At 61.3% G+C, this 16,213-nt stretch carries 17 protein-coding genes; 12 read left to right on the forward strand and 5 right to left on the reverse strand.

Features of this window, described 5'->3' with window-relative positions:
* Positions 1–418 precede the first annotated feature (418 nt).
* Positions 419–1,570 carry a CRISPR-associated endoribonuclease Cas6 gene (cas6, locus tag SYN63AY4M2_RS03260; protein WP_099887202.1) on the reverse strand — a complete coding sequence of 384 codons (1,152 nt, stop codon included), beginning with the start codon at positions 1,568–1,570 and terminating at the stop codon, positions 419–421.
* 424 nt (positions 1,571–1,994) lie between these two features.
* Between cas6 and cas10 the strand changes: the two genes are divergently transcribed.
* The 11 genes from cas10 to SYN63AY4M2_RS03310 are packed head-to-tail and all read left to right on the forward strand — an operon-like array spanning position 1,995 to position 11,899.
* The gene (gene cas10 / locus SYN63AY4M2_RS03265) at positions 1,995–4,295 is read left to right on the forward strand and encodes a type III-B CRISPR-associated protein Cas10/Cmr2 (RefSeq protein WP_240530489.1); all 2,301 of its coding nucleotides are present in this window, start codon (positions 1,995–1,997) and stop codon (positions 4,293–4,295) included.
* Positions 4,295–5,008: an RAMP superfamily CRISPR-associated protein gene (locus SYN63AY4M2_RS03270; protein WP_011429769.1), complete on the forward strand. Its 714-nt coding sequence runs from the start codon at positions 4,295–4,297 to the stop codon at positions 5,006–5,008. The genes cas10 and SYN63AY4M2_RS03270 overlap by 1 nt, the downstream gene beginning before the upstream one ends.
* A complete protein-coding gene (gene csx10, locus SYN63AY4M2_RS03275; protein ID WP_099887203.1) occupies positions 5,008–6,231 on the forward strand; it encodes a CRISPR-associated RAMP protein Csx10 in 1,224 nt (407 codons plus the stop codon). Before SYN63AY4M2_RS03270 ends, csx10 begins: the two co-directional genes overlap by 1 nt.
* Positions 6,228–6,674, forward strand: a complete 447-nt coding sequence (locus tag SYN63AY4M2_RS03280; protein WP_011429767.1) for a hypothetical protein — start codon at positions 6,228–6,230, stop codon at positions 6,672–6,674. The genes csx10 and SYN63AY4M2_RS03280 overlap by 4 nt, the downstream gene beginning before the upstream one ends.
* Positions 6,675–6,677: 3 nt before the next feature.
* A complete protein-coding gene (locus tag SYN63AY4M2_RS13735; RefSeq protein ID WP_011429766.1) occupies positions 6,678–6,815 on the forward strand; it encodes a hypothetical protein in 138 nt (45 codons plus the stop codon).
* Between the two features lie 7 nt (positions 6,816–6,822).
* Positions 6,823–7,665, forward strand: coding sequence for a CRISPR-associated RAMP protein Csx7 (gene csx7 / locus SYN63AY4M2_RS03285; RefSeq protein ID WP_011429765.1), 843 nt, complete (start codon positions 6,823–6,825; stop codon positions 7,663–7,665).
* A 54-nt stretch (positions 7,666–7,719) separates the two neighbouring features.
* A complete protein-coding gene (locus SYN63AY4M2_RS03290; protein WP_099887204.1) occupies positions 7,720–8,700 on the forward strand; it encodes an RAMP superfamily CRISPR-associated protein in 981 nt (326 codons plus the stop codon).
* A complete protein-coding gene (locus SYN63AY4M2_RS03295) occupies positions 8,697–9,173 on the forward strand; it encodes a hypothetical protein (RefSeq protein WP_099884153.1) in 477 nt (158 codons plus the stop codon). Before SYN63AY4M2_RS03290 ends, SYN63AY4M2_RS03295 begins: the two co-directional genes overlap by 4 nt.
* Entirely contained in the window at positions 9,170–10,222 is a 1,053-nt protein-coding gene (locus SYN63AY4M2_RS03300; RefSeq protein WP_099887205.1) for an RAMP superfamily CRISPR-associated protein, read from the forward strand. The genes SYN63AY4M2_RS03295 and SYN63AY4M2_RS03300 overlap by 4 nt, the downstream gene beginning before the upstream one ends.
* Before the next feature lie 10 nt (positions 10,223–10,232).
* On the forward strand, positions 10,233–10,949 hold the full coding sequence (locus tag SYN63AY4M2_RS03305) for a hypothetical protein (RefSeq protein WP_099887206.1): 717 nt from the start codon (positions 10,233–10,235) through the stop codon (positions 10,947–10,949).
* Between the two features lie 53 nt (positions 10,950–11,002).
* Positions 11,003–11,899: a putative CRISPR-associated protein gene (locus SYN63AY4M2_RS03310; RefSeq protein ID WP_099887207.1), complete on the forward strand. Its 897-nt coding sequence runs from the start codon at positions 11,003–11,005 to the stop codon at positions 11,897–11,899.
* On the opposite strand, the gene SYN63AY4M2_RS03315 is transcribed toward SYN63AY4M2_RS03310, so the two are convergent.
* From SYN63AY4M2_RS03315 to SYN63AY4M2_RS03330, 4 genes are all read right to left on the reverse strand, one after another.
* Positions 11,896–13,374 (reverse strand): hypothetical protein, encoded by a 1,479-nt coding sequence (locus SYN63AY4M2_RS03315; RefSeq protein ID WP_099835607.1) that lies wholly within the window; start codon positions 13,372–13,374, stop codon positions 11,896–11,898. The genes SYN63AY4M2_RS03310 and SYN63AY4M2_RS03315 overlap by 4 nt on opposite strands.
* A gap of 93 nt (positions 13,375–13,467) precedes the next feature.
* Positions 13,468–14,163, reverse strand: coding sequence for an alpha/beta fold hydrolase (locus tag SYN63AY4M2_RS03320; RefSeq protein ID WP_099887208.1), 696 nt, complete (start codon positions 14,161–14,163; stop codon positions 13,468–13,470).
* A 31-nt stretch (positions 14,164–14,194) separates the two neighbouring features.
* The gene (gene hemF / locus SYN63AY4M2_RS03325; protein WP_099887209.1) at positions 14,195–15,208 is read right to left on the reverse strand and encodes an oxygen-dependent coproporphyrinogen oxidase; all 1,014 of its coding nucleotides are present in this window, start codon (positions 15,206–15,208) and stop codon (positions 14,195–14,197) included.
* Positions 15,209–15,336: 128 nt separating this feature from the next.
* Positions 15,337–15,579: a Ycf34 family protein gene (locus SYN63AY4M2_RS03330; protein ID WP_011429756.1), complete on the reverse strand. Its 243-nt coding sequence runs from the start codon at positions 15,577–15,579 to the stop codon at positions 15,337–15,339.
* A 213-nt stretch (positions 15,580–15,792) separates the two neighbouring features.
* Between SYN63AY4M2_RS03330 and SYN63AY4M2_RS03335 the strand changes: the two genes are divergently transcribed.
* The gene (locus SYN63AY4M2_RS03335; RefSeq protein WP_011429755.1) at positions 15,793–16,086 is read left to right on the forward strand and encodes a hypothetical protein; all 294 of its coding nucleotides are present in this window, start codon (positions 15,793–15,795) and stop codon (positions 16,084–16,086) included.
* Positions 16,087–16,213: the final 127 nt, after the last annotated feature.

Raw genomic sequence — 16,213 nt, forward strand, 5'->3', positions numbered from 1 at the left:
ACGTTGATCCCTACCTTTTCCCCGCAAGGGGACGGAAACTAGAGAGAAGCGAGTAATGAGCAAAGAGAAGTGAGGTTGATCTCTACCTTCTCCCTGCAAGAGCATGCCTCTAACCCCCAAAACCCTGAACTTTGCTGAATTTACTGAGCTTTAGGCGGTTTGGCAAAAGTCATTGAGAGGGATATAGTAGACCAAGTTTCCCCCTGATCCTTGAGTCCACCGCAACGGTTGCCGGGAAGTGAAGGGGGAAAGCGCTCGGGGGGTATTCCTCAGGGCTTTGCGGGATACCGCCTTCCTGCTTGGACTCCGTCCCGCTGACGCGAACAGAGATAGGCAGGATGCGATCGCTTCTTTCCTGAACCATGTTCAGGAGAGTTCAGCGTGAATGTATCAGGCTCAACAAAGTACCTCAAGTCATCTAGGGAAGACTGCTCGACGAGTAGTCCTGGGATCCAGACTGGAGAGAGCGGCGGGCCAGCTTGGCATAGGTCTTCACCGTCTCGTAGGGCATCTCCAAATCAGCGGCGATCTGTTGTAAGCTCTCTCCACCTTCGCGGCGGGCCAGGATCGTCGCCCACAGTTGGGCAGTTTTTTCGGCGCGGGATCCCCCTTGTCGTTGCCGCTGGCTGAGAAAGAGGGCGCTCAGCTCCTCGATCCGCTGGGCCACCTGCTCTTCCCGGGAAGGGACAGGGGAGGCGGGTAGCTCTTCGGCCAACCAACCCAGGCGGGTTTGCCCTAGCCCAAAGGGGGTTTTGTGGCCGGTGCCGCAGTAGGGGGCAAGGTGGATCAGGGCTTGGAGCTGCTGCTGCAACAGCTCAGGCGCACGGGAGGAGACAGCCAACTGCACACAGCCGATGAATCCCGTCACGGATCCCTGGCGACCTGCGGTGGTTTTCACCGATTCCAGACGGTGCCGCTGGATGATCACTTCCCCATCCACCCAATCCAGAAAAGGCTCCGCCTCGATGGGCAGACCGGAAAAATCGTTCCAACGGCGCAGATAGCTGTGGAACAGGTTGCGAGGGATCGGCAGCGGCAGATGGTGGCCCCGGTGGCGAAAGCTGGTGGGCGAGACGAAGGAAAGGCTCCAGGAGCGGGGGGAAAGAGGCTGCTCCAACAGTTGACGATAGGTGCGCGGGGGGATCGAGATCTGCCATCCCAGGATCTGCAGCGGGGATCCCCGCAATTCCAGCCAGGTGGGCAGCCGTTGGCACCACCCTCGCAGCCACTCCACCACTTGGGGGTTGAGGGCGGTGATCGACCAGCGGAAGGGGATCTGGGGCGGGATCAGCGGTCGCCCCCCCTGCTCGCGGAAGGGCCCCATCAGCCGGGAGAGGGTAAAAGGTTTCTCCGATTCTCCATCGTGCAAATAGGCCGATAGCTGCGGGTCTGTCTCTTGCACCTGGCTCAAGAACCAGGCGTGCAGCCCTTTGGCATAGTGGGGATCCAGCAGGTAAGACCGAGGAGCCTGAACTTCCAAGGTGATCCCCACCAACTCGGATCCCGTCGGCCACTTGCTGTTTTCTGCTCCGGCGACGGGTGGCTCTGAAAAACTCAACTTGGTCAGCATAGGCCCATCCCATTTCTGCTCATCCCCAGTCAATAGCAGCCCCTATCCAAAATCAACCTAGAGCCACTTTTCCTTTGAGAGGATTTGAGAAGGGATCCCTTCCAATTTGCTTTACCTTTAAATCGCTGGCTGGGCCAACCGAAAAAAGTCTTGAATCTGTTGGCAATGAATCCAAATCGGCCTATACTGTCTCCCAGTCTGGAACTGCAAAATGCAACCATCAGTCACTGCCATGGCCTCTCTCTGTCGGCTGCGATTCTCTGCCCGCGTGGCTGCTATTGCCGACGCCGTCTTTTTGAAGCGCCTTTGGTTTTGATGAAGGATTTGTGAAGTTCAAGGATCGCTCCAGTCAAAAGTCAGGGCCGGATTTGCCCGCCAGCACAGCAGCTGCGTTCTATATCTTCTTTTTTGCCAGGTGTTGCCCATGACCGCTACCTCCTCTGCCTCCCCCGTGCCCATCGCGTTGGCCTGGTGCCTGGCCTGGGGAGAAGGGCGGGATCCCCAATTTCCCTTGCCGATTCTGCAGCAGATGTGCGCAGCCATCCGCACCGACGACGCAGCCGGGATCCCGGAGGCGCTGCAGCCCCTCTGGGCGCAGGTGCGCCAATTTCAGGAGAGCGTGGCGGCCACAACCTTTCCCAAAACCTTGGCAGAGTTGCAATCGCGCTATCCGGAGCTGTGGCGGCAGACCAGCCGCATCGGCTTGGTTTACGGGGGGGCTACCAAGATCAAGGGCTACGTCTTCGAGTCCGCCAAACTGCCGGAAATTCGCGGCGCCTCGGCCCTGTTGGATCGCATTAACCTGGTGGATCTGCCCGCCTTTTTTGGGGATCCCGAGCAAACCTACTTGGGGTGGAAAGCCTTGGGGAAGGAGTCTCGAGCAGAGCTGGAGGCCTACGTGAACCGGCGGGTTCGGCCCTGGCTGCAGCAGCACTACCCGGCTTTGGCGCAGGCTCTCATTCCGGAGCTCCTCATCTACTCCACCGGCGGCAACCTCTTGGCCTTCTGTCCGGCGGCCTATGTGGACGACCTCTGCGAGGCCATCGAGCGCCGCTACACCGAAGAAACCCTCACCGCCAACGCCTGTGCCGTGGGATCCGCCTTTCGGCTGCTGGAGCTGCGCTACGGCCTGCTGCGGGATCCCATCGAGCGCACCCCCTGGCTGGACTGGCTGGCCCAACACCAGGCCCACCCTCTGGTGAGGGCCTACTTTGGAGATTGCAGCGAAGCCAGCTTCCAGGCCCGCAAAAGTTTCAACGAGCTGGTGGGCCACCTGGCTGCCCGCTTCCAGCACCGCCGCAACGGCAATCCGGATCCCGGTCGTCCCAGCCGCGCCCATCCCGCCTGTTTTGAAACCCACCCCTACCTGCGCCGCGACAGCACCGACCGCCGCCCGGCCCTGGCCAAAGCCGACCTGCCAGGTCAGCCCTGGCTATCGGAGGCCACAGCCCGCAAAGCGCTGGTGGGCCGCCAGGCCAAGCGCCTGGAGACAGGCCAGCAGGGGTGGTTCCGCAAATTCCCCGCCTGGGATCCCGGCTTTGTGGAAAGCTGGGTAACGCGATTTGCCCGCTTCCTCGACTCTCCCGCCGGCGAGCCCTACCGGGAGCGCTATTTGCAGCCCTGCGCGGGATCCGGCCAGGGGATCGGCGAGGCGCAATCGCTGCGGGAAGTGGCCAACGCCAGCCAGGGCTTTGTGGCCTACCTCTACGCCGACGGCAACAACATGGGGGGCTACGTGCAGCAGATCCAAACCCCAGAGGCCTACCGGCAATTTAGCCGCGACGTTTCCGAGGCCACGGAACAAGCCGTTTACCGCGCCCTTGCCCAGCACCTGCAGGCGCACCGGCTGCGGGGCCTGCCGCCGGATCCGGAAAGCGGCAGAGACCGCAACGGCGAGTGGATCCACCCCTTCGAGATCCTGACCATCGGCGGGGACGATGTGCTGATGGTGGTGCCAGCCCACAAGGCCCTGGACATTGCCGCCACCTTTTGTGAGCAGTTCGAGCAGATCCTGCTGGCCAAATCGGCCACCTACGCCGCCCGCTCCCTCGGCCAGGTGCCGCACCGCTACCCGGCCGACAGCCCAGACCAGCTCTGTCGGCTCTCCACCTCGGCAGGCGTGCTGTTTGCCTCGGAAGACACCCCCATCTACTATGCCGAAAGGCTGACCGAACAACTGTTGAAATCTGCCAAAAGCCGCGCCAAAAAGCTGAAGCCCCGCGATCAAGACTTTTCGGTGGCCACCATCGACTTTCTCTCTTTGAAATCGGTGACTTTGATCGCCTCCAGCATCCAGGATTTTCGCCAGCAGGCCCTGGAGAATCGCCAGAACGGCCACCTCCTCAAGCTCTACGCCGGCCCCTACACCGTCCCGGAGATCCGTGGGCTGCTGAGAACGGTGCAAGCTTTGCAGGCGGCGGATTTTCCCCGCTCCCAGCTCTACCAAATCCGCAGCTTTTTGGAAAAAGGCAAGCGCACCGCCACCCTCAACTACCTCTACTTCCGCACCCGGCTGGGCCAAAAAGGGCAGCCGCTGATCGAGGCCTTTGAACGCACCTGGTGCAAGGCCAAAACCAACGACGGCCACCTTCCCCCCTGGATGTACGTGGCGGCGGAGGGGGAACCCACCTACGAGACCATCTGGCGGGATCTGGTGGATCTGTACGCTTTTGTCCAAAAACAGCCCCAGGCCGAGGGCCGGCCCGTTCCTGTGGAGGTGAAGTGATGGTTCGGCTGGCAGAGCTGCCCCAAACGAGCACCTCTATCCCTTTGAAGGCCACCCTCGCCTCGGCTCTGGCGGTGGGATCCGGCGGCTCCAGCGGCTCCCTGGCGGACAAGCCCCTGCTCAAGGATGCCTACGGCAAGCTGCTCATCCCCGGCTCCCAGTTGAAGGGAAGGCTGCGCCACGAGTGCGAAAAGCTGGCCCGCGGCCTCGGCTGGGCCATTTGCCGCTCCCCCGACCCGGAGCGCATGTGTCCCAAGCGGGAGGGGATCGACGGCCACTTCGACCGCCCCGAATACCAGGTCGAGGGCTACGCCGGATCCCATTGCCTGGTCTGCCAGATCTTCGGCAATCCGGCCCTGCCTTCCCGCCTGTGGGTGGCGGATCTCGTCTGTGAGGTGCCGCCGGCAGCGCTGGAAGCGACCCTCCGCCCAGGAGTCACCCTCAACCGCCGCCGCCGCACCGCCGAGGATCAGCGGCTCTACCTCATCGAGACCTCGCCGGCAGCCGAGCTGATCTTCTCCGGATCCCTGCAGCTTTTGCCCGACTGCCCTCCCTGGGGCAAGGCCCTGCTGCGGGTGGCCCTGCACCACATTGGGGCGCTGGGAGGCAGCAAATCTGCAGGCTTGGGTTGGTTGCACTGGGATCCCCAGTCTCTAGCTGCCCTGCAGCCGAATGACGCAGATTGGGCCTTTTTGGCCGGAGGAGGGAGCTGATGGAGGCCATTGAACTCACGCTCACTGCCGAGTCTCCCCTGGCCATCGGTCGGCAAAAGCCGGGCGGCTCCATCAGCGAGGCCCAGGACTTCATTCCCGGCAGCGTGATCCGGGGGGCCTTGGCCGACCTCCTGCTCTGCCAAAGCCGGCACCGCCCCGGCGAGGCCCTGACAGGAGATCTGGCCGCCCTGTTCACGGAGGCCCGTGCGGCGGTGTTTACCCATGCTTATCCGGGATCCGGCAGCCGGGTTTTGCCGGCCACGGCCTTTAGCTCCAAAAACAACCCCGGCTTCCGCTCAGAGGCGGGCAAAACGGGGGTGTTCGACACACTGCTGGATCGCTTCTGCTCGCAGCGGCTGGGGATCCCCTTTGATCCGGCAGAGCCGGATGGCTCCGGGGGCAGGGTGGAGCCCTTCGGCGGCTTTTACAGCCAGGAGGAGGGATCCCGCTACCGAAGGGTGGCCGTGTCCAAGCGCCTGCTCACGCGGGTGGGGATCAACCGCCGCCGCGCCACCGCCGCCGACCAGATCCTCTACAGCCTGGAGGTGATCAACGAGGGCCGGGCCGGGCGAGATGGGAGCTTGCAGCCTTCCCTCTTCAGCGGCCACATCTATCTGCAGGATCGCGAGCTGGCGGCAGCCCTCGCCGGCTACCTCAACACCCACGCCCGCCGCTTGTCCTTGGGAGGGGGAGTGTCGCGGGGGCTGGGCCGGGTCAGCCTTGCCGCTCGACACCTGAGGGCCCCGAAGCCCTCCCTGGCTGAGCGGGTGGCAGCCTTTAACCAAAAGCTGCGGCAGCGCTGGCAACAATGGCAGGTGTTTGGGAATCCCTGGCAGCCCTTGCCGCCGGAGCGGCAGTACTTCTCCATCGGGCTGCAGTCGGGGGCCATCCTCAAGGAGCGCTGGCAACGCACCACGGTGCTCACGCCGCCGATGCTCCAGGAGGAGGCCAACTGCGAGGACGGATCCCTGGTCTTGGAGCTGGCCTGTAGCAGCTACGCCTATGTTTCCGGCTGGAACGCCGCCTGGGGGCTTTTTAAAGATGTAGAGCTGGTTACAACCCAGGGCAGCGTCTTCCTGCTGAGCACCACGCAAATGGAGCGCTGGATCCCGATTTTGGCGGAGATGGAATACTGGGGCATCGGCGAGCGAACCGCGGAGGGATTTGGCCAAATTGAGGTCTGTAGTCTGTTCCATCATCATTTCTGGGAGAACCCGCTATGACCTTCGCCACCAGCGAGAGCAAACTGGAGCAAAAACAGGAACTTGAGATCCAGCGGCACATTCGGCTGGCCGAAGATGAGCTGGTTGCCAGAATCCAAACCGCCTTGGATAACTTTAAAGGTCTGAGCAAATTGGAAGAGGCCCAGTACCGCAACTTGTTGCATGTGGCAGCTTCCACCGAAAGCTCAGAGGTAATCAAGAACTTCTTGCGCTACCAGATGGGGCGAGATGAAAAGTGGGGTCGGGGCAAGAACTCCTTGGCAGAAGCCATCATCCAAGACATCGACAACTGGATCCATCAAAAGGCCCTCGCCATTGCCCAAAAGGCCGGCGTTGAAGAAAGATCCCCCAAAGTCAACGAGATCAAAATTGACTTGATCCGGCGTTACCTGGGCTATGGGGCGCGCTATCTCAAGTACAAGCGAGAAGGGGGAGGATCTTAAAGCATGACCAGTTGTGCCCTTGAGGGTGTCGTCTCGACCTTCCGGCTCAGCCAGTTGAAAATCATCCCCATCCTGTTTGCTGAAGCCGTAGTGGATGGAGGATATCTGTGGAGCGTTAACTTCAACCTTAACCTGATTTGAGGGAACGATGTTCGACGTTTTCAAAAACCGCTTGGAGATCACCGGCACGCTCACCACCGTGACCGCCCTGCACATCGGGGTGGGCCGCTCCACCGAGCCCATCGGCTCCGATTTGCCGGTTCTCAAGGACGCGCTGGGCCGCCCGCTCATCCCTGGTTCCAGCCTCAAGGGGGCGCTGCGCTCCCGCCTGGAGAGTTTTTTGCGCGGCATCGATCCGGCGCTGGCCAGGGATCCCAGCGAGTTGACCGGCAGCGAGCAAGTCCGGGTGGTCAACCAAATTAAGAACACCTACAAAGACGACGACGCAACCCTGACGCAAAAGCTGATCGAGGCCACCGACTGGGTCTCGCAGGTGTTTGGATCCCCTTGGCTGGCGGGCAAGGTGCAGATTCGCGATTTGCCCGTGGTGCGGGAAGCCTGGTTTGGCCAATACCAAGAGCGGGATGGTGTGGCCATCGATCGGGATACGGAGACGGCGGCAGAGGGCAAGCTCTACGACTTTCAAGTGGTGCCGGCCAACACCCCCTTTCAGTTCCACGCCGTTGTCGAAAATGCCGAAGCATGGGAGCTGGGCCTGCTGGCCATCGGCTTGCACCAATTGGAAACGGAGCAGATCCCCTTGGGAGGGGGGCGCTCCCGCGGCTTGGGGGTCGTCCGCCTGGAGATCGGGGCGGTCTATTGGTTTGACTCAGAAGGGGATCCGCGGCGGCTGCTGACCTATCTGCAAGAGCTGGTGGCCGGATCCCGGCAACCCCTTAGCCCGGAAGAGGCTGCCGCCTTGCGCCAAGACTGGGTGGAAGCCCTGGTTGCCAAACTAACCGCTGTCGCTCCCGTCGGCCCCCGCAGCTAGCGCAAGGGTTGGGCGAAAACCCTCTTGTTCCTCTTCAGTGAAGGATCCCAGGCCATGCACAAGCGCTACGTTAACCACTGCACCCTCTGCCTCACCCTCAAGCCAGATGGCCCTGTGCTCATCAAAGCTGGCAAACAAGGGGCAGATCCGACAAAGCCCGACATGGAGTTTGTGGAAACCTATCGCGGCGGCGGGCGGACAGTCTATTTTCCCGGCAGCTCCCTCAAAGGGGCCATTCGCGCCCACGCGGAGCGCATCGTCCGAACGGTGGGCGGCGACAGACGGCCTGAGGGGAACAAGTTGCAACTCTGGGCCAGCGATCCCCTCGACCAAAAGGCCAACCAGTGGCTGGAAAAAATTGCAGAGTCCCACCGGGTTTACGCCCTCTCTTCTTTTACGGATCAGATGTTCGGCAACACAGCCATCGCCAGCCGGGTCCGCATCGAAGATGCCTATCCCAAGCCGGGGACACCTCTGCGCCTGGAGGAACGTAATGGGGTGGCCATCGACCGCGTCTTCGGCTCAGTGGCGGTGGGGCTGGGGCCGTTCAGCTATCAAGTGTGCGTAGAGGGATCCTTTCAAACCAAGATCCACCTGAAAAACTTTACCCTGGCCCAACTGGGCCTGCTGGGGCTGGTGCTGCGGGATCTGGACGAAGGATGGTTTGGTATTGGCTTTGCCAAATCCCGCGGCATGGGCCGCGTTCGGGTGGAGTACGAGTGGGCGACGGTGGACTACCCGGGCTGCCTGGTGGAGGAGGGGAGCCAGGAGCTACGGCTGCTGGGATCCCAGCTTGCCTGGCCAAGGGGATCCCTGCTGGGGGCGAGCGAGTTTCTGAGTCCAGAAGAGGCGGGCAAATACGGCTTTGCCAAACCCGATCGCCAGTTAGTGCCGGTGGGGGCGGAGCCGATGCCCTTGGGCTTTGGGGCGCGGCTGACCTGGGAGCAAAGGTCTGAGGCCAAGGTGGAGCACCTGCTGGCCGCCGCCGTTAAAAGTTGGGCCCAGCTCTTGCAAACGGAGACCAAAGCGGTATGAAACCAGCCTACGTAGCCTCCCACAAGGTTCCGGATCTGGCCGCCGGCGACAGCGGGACGGCGTCCTTGTTGTTCCAAGTTCTCTCGGCCTGTTTTGCCGCTGCCGAGGAAACCTACACCTTTTTGCGCTGGCCCCACCGCGTCAGCGGCATTCAGGCGGGGATCCCACCAGATCTGGTCTGTCAAGAGGGGCAGGTTTTCTGCCAACAACGGGAGTTGCGCTGGAAAAGCACCCCCCGCGGCTGGGATCTGCTGTATCTGGGGATCCAACCTCCTCCCGACTTCTTTGTGCCGCTGGCCGGGGAGTGGCAGTGGGAGGATCGCGAGGCCGACCTGTACGGATCCCAAAGCCTGGAAACCCGCTTTCCCCAAGGTCTTAGCTATCCGAGGCATCTCAAGCTGGGCCAGCGCTACTTTCGCGATGGACGCACCGCCCGCGTTCACTTTGTTGCTCTCATCCCGAGGTCAAGATGACTCCCCAAGGCCCCCGACCCTTGCCCGCCGGCAACCCAGCTCGGGGCAGAGGTGAGCTAGCCGTCGCTCGCAAACCCTACGAGCTGATCCCCTTTCCCCAACAGCCTCCCAAGCTGGAGCATCCCGCCGGCCACGCCAAGTTCCATCCCGACAAGTTGCACGGCACCCTCTTTCTCACCCTGACGGTGCAGACCGCCCTCCACATTTCCACCGGCCACCTGGCCTTGGGCAGCGACGTCGGCGTCAACGGGATCCGGGTGCTCAAAACCATGACCACCACCCCCGACGGGCGGCTCAAGATCCAGGGCAGCTCCCTCAAGGGGGCCATCCGGGCCATGTACGAGGCGATCACCAACAGCACCCTTGCAGTGATCACCAGCCGCTACAAAGATCGGATCCCACCAGAGCGGCAGCCCTGCCGCCAGAAGGAGCGGCTATGTCCTGCCAGCCGCGTTTTTGGCGCCCTCAACTGGCAGGGACTGGTGGAGTTCAGGGATGCCATTACCACCGGCACCGGATCGGGTGTCGGATCCCTGCCCCCGCTGTACCGTCCTCGCCCGGATCAGTGCAAAGCTTACTTTAAAAAGGAAAACGGCAAAGTCATTGGACGCAAGTTCTACTACACCCACAAAAAAGCTTTGCAGGGCAGTTCAAGGGGAACACCCACCCAGCAAGCGATGCAAAACACGGTTTTCAAAACCCAAATCCACTTCAAAAACCTCACCCCTGCCGAGCTGGGCACCTTGCTCACGGTTTTGGGGCAGGATCCCAACCATCCCATGCTGCTGAAGGTGGGGGGCGGTAAGCCCGTGGGCCTGGGATCCCTGCAGGTCACCCTCGACAAGATCGAGCGGCCCGGCAACCTAAAAGATCGCTACAGCCGCTACGATCCCCCAGAAGCCGATACCCTGGAAGGAGGACGCCTCCAAGCTTTTGTGCAAGAGCAAATTCGAGCTGCCCAGGGCTACATCTTGCCCGAACAGCTCAAGCGATTGGCCGCCATCCTGAGTCCCACTGCTCTGCGCGAGCCGCCCACCGGAGTGTACTGAGGGTTCCCCCATGCTGTCAGACACTGTCGATCTCAGCCCCCAATCTTGGGATCTCGCCCACGGCATCGCCATGACCTTGGCCAAAGAAAGGGTGGATGTCGACGAGTTGAGCAAGTGCATCGCCTATCTGCGCTCGGTCGCCCACCACCCCGACGCGGGATCCCGCTTTTTCCGATTCACCGGCGAGCTGGTGCGAGAAACTGGCCTCCACCGCAGCAACGAAACCCCACGCTACTACCGGCTCATCGACCAAACCTGTAAAAAGTACTTGCAATCTCTGCAGGATAGGCCGGCTGAGATGCTGCAGATCCTGGGCTGGGCCGCCCGCCTGGCCCGCTACTACAAAGATGGGGGAGTGCCGATCGGCGAGATCCCGTCCCCTCCCGATCCCAATGGCGGTCGTCCGACCCATTCCCGCGGCGGCGAGGCCAAGCCCCAGCCAGAGGCACTGCGGCCCAAAGAGCAACCTGAACAAAAGCAGGCTCAGCCCCAAGTTGAAAATGCAGCAGCTTCTACCAAGGCCCGCTTCAAAATTGGGCAACACCTCAAGGCCAGCATCACGAATATCAAGGGCAACGAAGTTACCTTCCAAATCGTGAATACGAATATCAAGCTCACCCAAAAAGAGCCGAAACGGGCCGGATCCCTGACGGTGGGGCAAGAAGTGGAGGTAGAGGTACTCGACTTAAGGGAAGATGGCAGAGTTCGCAGAGTAAGGCTGCTCTGATTGCGAGAGGGGATGGAGCCCTTAAAAACTGCGAGAAAGTTAGGGGATAACTCATGCAGACCATCATCATGACGGTGGGCACCTCTTTGCTCACCAACCCGGACAAAAACCTGCAACCACAACGCCCTTGGGCCGGCCAAAAAACCATCGGGGATCCGGAACGGGCCTTGGCCTGGATGAAAAAGACAGATTTGGAACTAATCAGCGCCGAAACCAATACCTACTACCGGCTGGATCCCACTCCCCAGGATGCCTTGATTTTGCTTTACTCCGAAACCTCTGAAGGACTGGAGTGTGCCCAGATTTTGCAGCTCTTTTTTGAAGAAGCGCTGGGCCAACAACAGGTTTCGCTGGTGCCCCTCCCCGGCGTTAACTACGAGCTAGAGGGATCCTCCCTGGAGCGGATGGCCGAGCTGTTGCGCCAGTTGGCGGAAAGCGCTAAAGGGATCGTCACCTTCGCCGCCACCGGGGGCTTCAAAGCCCAGGCCATGATCATGGCCGTGGTGGGCAGTCAATTGGGGATCCCGGTCTGCTACATCCACGAGCAATATAAATCTCTGGTGTATTTACCTTACTTACAGCCGCAAGTCCAGCCGCGGATCCCGCGGGCGGCTCTCCCCGATTCCGGTCGAGATCGCTCCCAGGTCATCCAATTGCGGAGCGACAGCAGCCATCACCGTCCTCGCAGTTGGGTCAAGGTGGAAAAGCTCCTGCGCGACCTTCCCTGGGTAGATCTGGTTCGCTACGACTCAAACGCCTACGCTGCCCCCAAAAACGGCGTCAAAGCCGCCAACCGCAGAACCGAAGATGGTCGCCACATTTTGTGGGTTCATCTCCACGAGAGCCAGGACACCCATCTTGCGGTTCGGGTGGAGACCACCGGCTATACCCCCGACCACCTGGAGCAGGCTGCCGCCGAGTTGCGGGAGCGCCTTGGCCGTCTCCTTTAGCTTTTGCTCAACTGCTGGGCCACGAGTTGTACAATGGCCTGGGCCGCACCCGGACTGCCCCCTAGACGTTGCAATTCCCTCTGCATCTGCTGACGCCGCTCGGGATTAACCAACAGGGCTCGCATCTGTTCGGCCACCTGGGCTGGGCGCAAATGGCTTCGCAGCTCCGGCACCACCTCGTGTCCGGCCCAGATGTTTGGCCAAGCCAGGTGGCCCAACCACTGCAGGGCAATTCTGTTGATGAGGCGGGCTAGCCAGGTGCCCAGGCCAGGCAAGCGGGCCAACAGGCCAGGGATCCCGTCCCAGGCGCGCATAGCTTCTAGCTTGTTGGTGGGGATCGCCACCACCATCGGCACCCCTAAGTAGGCCAGCTCGGCGGTGTTGGCCCCAACTGTGGTTAGGCAGAGGTCGCAGTTGGCCAGCACCGAATAGGCAGGGAAACGGGTCCACAGCTGTACCGTGGTGCCAAAGGGGGTGACGAAGTGGGATCCAAGATTGGTTTGCTCCAGGGTGGCGGAGGTGCCGTAGATGATGGCCATATCGGGGTTAAGCCGGGGATGGGCATAGGCCGCCAGGGATTGTGGGGTCTGTCCAGGAGCCACCGGGATCACAAAGCGGACGTTGGGCAACAGCTGGCGCAATTCATCGGCCACCGCCAGCACCAGCGGCACCCCCAAGGAGAGCTTGGCCGGCTTGGAGCCGGGGAGCAGCCCCACCTGGTAGTGGGTGCGGATGCTATCGCCAAGACGTTGCCAGCCGCGCGGCAGCAAGGCTTCGTCGGCAGAGGTGGGTTCCACCTTTTCCGGTGCCGTTCGCAGCGATCCCAGCTCCTCGATGGGATCGGGGAGGGGCTGGAGGAGGGTGGAAAAGCCTGCCGTCGATTTGGGAGCAGCGCTAGGAGTCGGCGGGGGAAGGGAGCGGCTGCTGAGCCAGCCGGGAAGAGGTATCCCCGGCAAGTAGACAGCACTGGCCACGCCATCGGCCATCAGATCCCCGACCACGTGCATCTTGGCAGCCCAGCGGTGGCCCAGGATGCGTCCCCCGTCGTAGCGACGTTTGATCTCCTCCGTCCGCACCGCAAAAACGTCTACCCAGGGTCGCCAGCGGGGCCGATGCTCGGCATACACCACCACGCGGTAGCCGAGACGACGGGCAATCCAGACAGCAAAAAACTGATCCCCCCCCAGAAACAGCACCACCCCCCGTTTGGCCCAGTCCCAAGCTTCTTCGGTTTGGCCAGTGAGCAAAAAAGCTAGAAAAAAATCGGGATCCTGAACCCGATCGACCTGGATAAATTCCTCCGCTATCTTCATCTCTTGCCCAGAAGCGTGCGGACAAGGAGAGAGGACCAGGGAAAGACGGGCCTGGGGCAGTTGCTGACGCAACTCGAGGACAACTGGCCGCACCCAGGTGAGCAGCTCGCCGGGGCCGTTGGAGAGGATGAGAATGTCGTAGGGAGGCTGGCCGCCGTTCACTGAGACCCTTAGGGAGAGGGGGCAAGAACTTTGCCGCTATTGTATTTGCCTTCGGGCGCCAGGAGGCAACAGCTCCCAGACCTTGCCTAGGGTTCAACTCCGAGGAGGGTCGCAGTTTTGGTCCAACTGACTTTGCAACCACCCTTGGATATCCCGCAAACTTTCTGGGGAAACCTCGTGGCCCATTGCGTACTCGCGATAAGTAAAGCTCAGGGGCAGCAAGGCAAAGTAGTCGCGGATCTGGCGGCCAAAGGCCACCGGTAAAACGGTATCGGCAGTGCCGTGAACCACCAGGATCTTCAGATGCTGCATCCGGGCTGGCTCTACCGCCTCGGCCAGGATCTCTGGCGAAAGACGACCGCTTATTGCCACCACGCCGGCTAGCTTCTCAGGCTGGGTTAGAGCCAGATATAAGCTCATGATTGCCCCTTGGCTAAACCCCAGCAAATAGACCTGGGCCGGATCCAAGGAAATGTCGGCCATTCCCTGGGACAAAGCCTGATCCAGAAAGCAGCTTAAAAGCTCCCGGCTGCGGCGGGCTTGCTCGGGATCCCCCACCAGCCCTTCCGGCGTCCAGGCCATTTCAAACCAGGCAAAGCCACCTGCCCCCCAGGGAAGCGGCGCCCTTAGGCTAATCACCGCCAAGCGGGGATCCAAGTAAGGGGCCAACTGGAGGAGATCCCCCTCATGACTGCCGATCCCGTGCAGCATCACCAACACCGGCGCCTTGCCGGGCCCGGCCTGGCGTGGCGGTTGAAAGCGGTAGACAAGGGGCAGAGGGGAAGACAATGCGATCCTCAAAAATTGAGACCAGTACCGCCTAGGCCCAATCCCGAGGCTGGCGCAGCACTTCGTAGAGCTTAGCTTCCCAGCTATCGGGCGGTGGCTCGTAGCCGTATTCCCAGCGCACCAAGGGCGGCAGCGACATCAGGATCGACTCGGTACGGCCTTGGGTCTGGAGACCAAAGACCGTGCCCCGGTCGTAGACTAGGTTGAACTCCACATAGCGGCCGCGCCGGTAGAGCTGGAACTGGCGTTCCCGCTCCCCCCATTCCATCCCCTGCCGCCGCTCTACAATCGGCACATAGGCGGGCAAGAACGCCTCGGCACAGGCTTGCACCAGCTCAAAGAGGTGTTCCCAACTGCGGGATCCCACCCGCACCTGGAGGGGCGGCGGCTCAGCGGCGAGCTGCTCGGGATCCGCTTCTGCCTCGCCCTCAGGACGGTAGAGCAGCCCAGGCCGGTCGTCTTGATAGTCAAAGAAAATGCCGCCCACGCCGCGGGCCTCGCCCCGATGGGGCAAGAAGAAGTAGCGGTCGCACCAGATCTTGAAAGCCGGGTAGTAGGCCGGATCCAGCCGGTCGCAGGCCGCCTTGGCAGTGCGGTGAAAATGGGCCGCATCCTCCTCAAACAGGTAGTAGGGGGTGAGATCCATGCCGCCGCCAAACCACCAAACCGGCCCCGCCTCAAAATAGCGGTAGTTGAGGTGAACCGTCGGCACGTAGGGGTTGCGGGGGTGCAACACCATCGAGGTGCCGGTGGCGTAGAAAGGATGCCCTGCTGCCTCTGGGCGCTGTTTGCAAATCGAAGGGGGCAGCTGGGATCCAAACACCTCGGAAAAATTGACCCCTCCTTGCTCGAACACCCCTCCCTGCTGGATAACCCGCGAGCGTCCACCCCCTCCTCCGGGACGCTCCCAACTGTCTTCCCGAAACTTGGCTTTGCCGTCCAGTGCTTCTAGGCGAGCGCAGATCTCGTCCTGGAGGTGCCGCATAAACTGGCTTACTCGTTGACGGGCATCTGTTGGCGGCGCTGTCGGGCTTGCGGTCAGCATCATCGTCTTTCCATCTCTTGAAACGGACAGAACAACCTCCCCCTGCTAAGGGCAGACCCAAGGCTCAAGCCCCGCAGGCGCGGAGAACCCTTTTTCGGCGATCTAGGCCACTCCTAGGATTTTAAGTTTTAAGTGGGAACGACCTCCTGGGGGCGAAGCCGAGCCCACTTGTTCCGCTCCTCGCGAAAGCTCTGGCAGGCCACCACATCCCACTCCATCTCGGTGCCGCCGTTGCGGATGTTGACGTTGATCTGGGGTCCTTGCGGCTCAAAATCTGGCGTCAGGGTGAGGTGGGGCTGCTGGTGCTGCGCTTCCACAGCGTGATAGGTGGTGCAACGATCCACATAGTAGCAGTGAATACAAATGCACATGGCTGCTGCCTACCCGAAAGAGTCTGTGACCTCGACGATAGCATTCTCAGAGGCGGGGGATCCGGCTTGCTCAACCGACTCCTGAGGCATTTCTTAGGAAAGAGAGGCATCTCCCCTTCTCTCGTCTAAAATCTCAAGTACTCATCCACCCATGAGGCTAAGGTTTGGTTCCTAGTCAGGATCGAGTCAACCAGGCTATCCCGAGAAATTGCCATGAACACCCACACCCGCTACCGCTTTACCTGCACCCTCTCCTTTGGGGATATCTACGGCCAGATCATCGTTTGGCTAATCGTGATTTTTGCCGGCCTGGGTGCCGCCCTCTCTTTGATGAATAGCCCCCTCTACGCCTTTCTCACCATCGCGCTGATCTTGGTCATCTCCCTGCCTTTTCTGCTCTTTGCCTTCGTGACGACGCTGCTCAACCACATCGAGTTTGTGGCTGTTCCACCGGAAGAAGAGGAAGAGCGCGCTGCGGCAGCCGAGTCGCCGGTGACCGTCAGCTAGCAGCCATCTGAACCTGGCGGCCCCAGGGATCCCTGGGGGCGCGGGACAGGGGCACTTTCTCCTTAATACTTGTTTAAGCTTTGTCAAATTTTGTCTATAATCGGGGCTAGCAGCCCTGCTGGCTGGC

It is taken from the genome of Synechococcus sp. 63AY4M2 (genome assembly GCF_002760475.1).
Classification (GTDB): domain Bacteria; phylum Cyanobacteriota; class Cyanobacteriia; order Thermostichales; family Thermostichaceae; genus Thermostichus.